The sequence below is a fragment of the Terriglobales bacterium genome, from assembly GCA_035543055.1.
Classification (GTDB): Bacteria; Acidobacteriota; Terriglobia; order Terriglobales; family Acidobacteriaceae; genus JAIQFD01.
The window spans coordinates 1-3,393 of sequence record DATKKJ010000082.1 but is presented as its reverse complement, the minus strand read 5'-3'; the positions used below and the strand labels follow the sequence as shown (position 1 = coordinate 3,393).

4 protein-coding genes are annotated in these 3,393 nt (G+C 64.2%); 2 read left to right on the top strand and 2 right to left on the bottom strand.

Annotated elements, in window-relative coordinates; translation table 11 throughout:
- On the bottom strand, positions 1–353 hold a 353-nt coding region (locus tag VMS96_06595), incomplete at its 3' end, for a sugar phosphate nucleotidyltransferase (GenBank protein ID HVP43082.1).
- Entirely contained in the window at positions 350–1,819 is a 1,470-nt protein-coding gene (locus VMS96_06590; GenBank protein HVP43081.1) for an RNase adapter RapZ, read from the bottom strand. The genes VMS96_06590 and VMS96_06595, both read right to left, overlap by 4 nt.
- Positions 1,820–2,310: 491 nt before the next feature.
- On the opposite strand from VMS96_06590, the gene VMS96_06585 reads away from it, so the two are divergent.
- Entirely contained in the window at positions 2,311–2,817 is a 507-nt protein-coding gene (locus VMS96_06585; GenBank protein HVP43080.1) for a PEP-CTERM sorting domain-containing protein, read from the top strand.
- 19 nt (positions 2,818–2,836) lie between these two features.
- Positions 2,837–3,393, top strand: a 557-nt coding sequence (locus tag VMS96_06580; protein ID HVP43079.1) for a hypothetical protein, incomplete at its 3' end; no start/stop codon positions are given.

Below are 3,393 nucleotides of genomic sequence, written 5' to 3'. Positions count from 1 at the left end.
AGGTCGATGTCGCTGATGACGTCCACGTTGTGCACGAGGAACGGCTCGTCCGGCCGCTCGAGGAAGAACCACGCCGCCTTCTTCAGCCCGCCGCCGGTGTCGAGCAGCAGGTCGTCCTCGCGCGAGAGCTCGATGCGCATGCCGAAGTGGTGGTTCTTCCTCAGGTAGTCCACGACCATGTCGGCGAAGTGGTGCAGGTTGACGATGACTTCGCGCACCCCGAACTGGCGCAGCCGGGCGAGGGTGATCTGGAGCAGGGTCCGGCCCCCGGCCTCGACCAGCGCCTTGGGGCGGTCATCGGTGAGCGGACGCAGGCGCGTCCCCAGGCCCGCCGCCAGCACCATGGCCCTCATGGGCCGAGCTTCTCCAGTTCGCGATGGCGGAGGACGACCTCGACGCCGTCGCGGGCGCGCAAGTGGGCGGCCAGGCGCTCCGCCAGGTACACCGAGCGGTGCTGGCCGCCGGTGCAGCCGAAGGAGACCATCAGGTTCTTGAAGCCGCGGCGCTGGTAGTCGCTGACGCTGGCGTCCACCAGCGCGGTCACGTTGGAGAAGAAGTGGCGCACGCTCTCCTGCTGCTCCAGGAACTCGATGACCGGGGCGTCCTTGCCGGTCAACGGCTTGAAGCGCTCCTCGCGCCCGGGGTTGGGGATGCTGCGGGTGTCGAAGACGAAGCCGCCGCCGTTGCCGGTCTCGTCGGCGGGCAAGCCGCGATGGAATGAAAAACTGAGGACGCGCACCGTGACCACGCCCTTCTCCCCTTCCAGCTCCTGCAGGCGCTCGGAGCGGAACATGGCCTCGAAGGCCTTCAGCAGGGTGGGCAGCGCGAGCGGCAGGCTGACGTTGTGGGCCAGCCAGCGCAGGTTCTTGAGGGCGTAAGGGACGCTCTGCAGGAAGTGCGGCTTGCGCTCGTAGAAGCCGCGGAATCCGTAGGTCCCCAGCGCCTGCATGATGCGGACGTACACGAAAGCGTAGTAGTGGCGCAGGAAGGCGTCGCGGTCGAGAGCGATGTGCCCGGCGAGCGCGTCGAGATAGCGCTCCAGCAGGCCCTGGCGCAGGTCTGGCGGCAGGTCGGCCTTGGCGTCGTAGAGCAACGAGGCGATGTCGTACTGCAGCGCACCCTTGCGTCCGCCCTGATAGTCGAGGAAGTGCGGCTCGGGCTGGAGCCCGGCCCCCGGCTGAAGCCGGGGGTCTACCGGGCCGTCGCGCAGCATGACGTTGCGCGACTGGAAATCGCGGTAGAGGAAATACTCGCGCGGGGCGGTGAGCAGGAAGCGGGTCAGGCGGCCGAAGTCCTCTTCCAGAGCCTGCTCGCTGAAAGGGATGCCGGCCAGCTTCAAGAAGTAATACTTGAAATAATTCAGGTCCCAGGCGATGGACTGGCGGTCGAAGCTGGAGCGGGGATAGCAGACGGAGTAGTCGAGGTCGCGTCCGGCCTCCACCTGGAAGCGGGGCAGCAGGTCCACGACCTTGCCGTAGGCGGCGATGACCTCGGGAGCGATCCCGGCGCCCGTGCGCTGGCGCGAGAGCAGGTCGAAGAGCGTGGTATCGCCCAAGTCCTCTTCCAAATAGGCGCCGCGGTCGAGGTCTTCTTTGTAGATTTCCGGCACCGGCAGCCGGTGGCGGCGGAAGTGGCGGCTGAAGGTGAGGAAGGCCACGTTCTCGGCGCGGTCCTGGTTGAGGATGCCGATGGCCGAGCGCTGGTCGTCGGCCAGCCGGACGATCTTGCGCGCCGAGCCTCCCAGCCCGCCCTGCAGCGGTTGCACCCGCGTCGCGGCGGAGTGGAAATGGCGCTCGAAGAGCTCTTTCAGGACTTCCATGGTGGCCCTGCGACAAGATAGCACCTTCGCAGGAAGACAAAGACAACGAAGAAGTCAGATCGAAGATGGCAGAAGTAACTTCTGCAATCTGACTTCTGCGTTCTGACTTGTTTCTCCGAATGACCTGTGGTTCCTGATCGTGATCGCCGCCCTGATGGGCCTGTCGTTCCTGTCGGTGTTTCTTTTCCTGCCCCACTGAAGGCGTGGCTTCCCGAAGGACTTGCCTCAGGGCGTCGGTGCATCCTCGCTGGACACTGAAATGAATTGCCCACTTGTGTGCAGACGATTGCACACAAAGGGCGGACTGCCCGGCCGCAAGCCTCGCATTATCAGCGCGTTCCGGTGGTATGCGACTTGCATAGCCCAGGCTAACAATGGGGGCGCGGCTCTGGCCGGAATTCCTATAAGCGCTTGCCCCCGCGCTGACCCTCGAACGACATGGTGTACGGGCCGCCCGCGCGGCGTGCCTGAGACTAACGTAGGGAGGCGCCATGGCCCGCAGGTCATTACCGCTTGCACTCGCGATCGGCCTGCTCTTTGCAGTGCCTGCAGCAGCCGACAACATCGACTACACCGTCACGGGGAACTTCGGGACCGTGACCTTCTCTTTGCCGCAATTCCCGACCCCGACGTGGTACTTCTCCGGGTTCTTCTACGAATTCGATGGTATTTCCACCTCGGCCGGAATCGACAACATCGCGTTCCGGGGCACTTTGATTGGCGGGGGCATGGACGACACAGCGGAAGCCACGGTTGGGCTGGGCATCTTCGATCTGACAGGCCCGGAGCTTTACACCATTAACCAGCAGGGCTATCTGGAACTGCTGCCTGGCACCTTCCAGGTGCTCGACGTGACCGGAGCGCCCGCGACGATAGAAGCAGTGCTGGTTCCGGGACAGGTGCCGGAGCCGGCGAGCTGGGCGCTGGTGGGCAGTGGATTGGCTGGCCTCTGTATGCGTCGTCGCAAGCGGTGCCTGCATCCGTATGGAGCGGCTTGACAGTTTCAGGAGGACAAAGATGAAATCTCGGGCATGGCTGGCGTTATTCCTCATCGTGCTTGCGAGCAGCCTGCTGCATGGCGACACCATCCTCGTGGGGGCTCCGAATGAGACGCCCTACACTTTCTACCCCATCTGGAATACGGGGATATTCGAGGCCGCCGAATTCACTCTTTCCAGCAACCAGGCGGTCAGCACCATCGACCTCTATCTGCTGGGGGGCCCGAGCGACCATTACGATTTCGCCCTGCAGAATGCCTTGACCGGGAGCATCACCACCTTCGCCACCGCGTCACTCACGGGCGCGGGCAATCCGGCTCAGGTAGTCACCATGAACGTCAATCAGGTGCTGCCGGCCGGCACATATTTCCTGGTGGGCACCACCGCCGACGGTTACCTTGGGGGATGGGAAGTGTCCGACGGAGTGTATATCCAGAACGCCGGCACCGTGACTGATGGGATATGGCAGACCCTAGACGGCGGGGCGACCTGGACCTTTGTCGATCCGAGCACGACCATCCCGGGAGACGGGCTCCTCTGCCCCGACTGCTTTGCCCCGGAGTTCGTGGTCCACGG

Coding starts and splice junctions, on each gene's coding strand:
- VMS96_06590 (HVP43081.1), bottom strand. CDS start 1,819: ATGGAAGTCCTGAAAGAGCTCTTCGAGCGCCATTTCCACTCCGCCGCG.
- VMS96_06585 (HVP43080.1), top strand. CDS start 2,311: ATGGCCCGCAGGTCATTACCGCTTGCACTCGCGATCGGCCTGCTCTTT.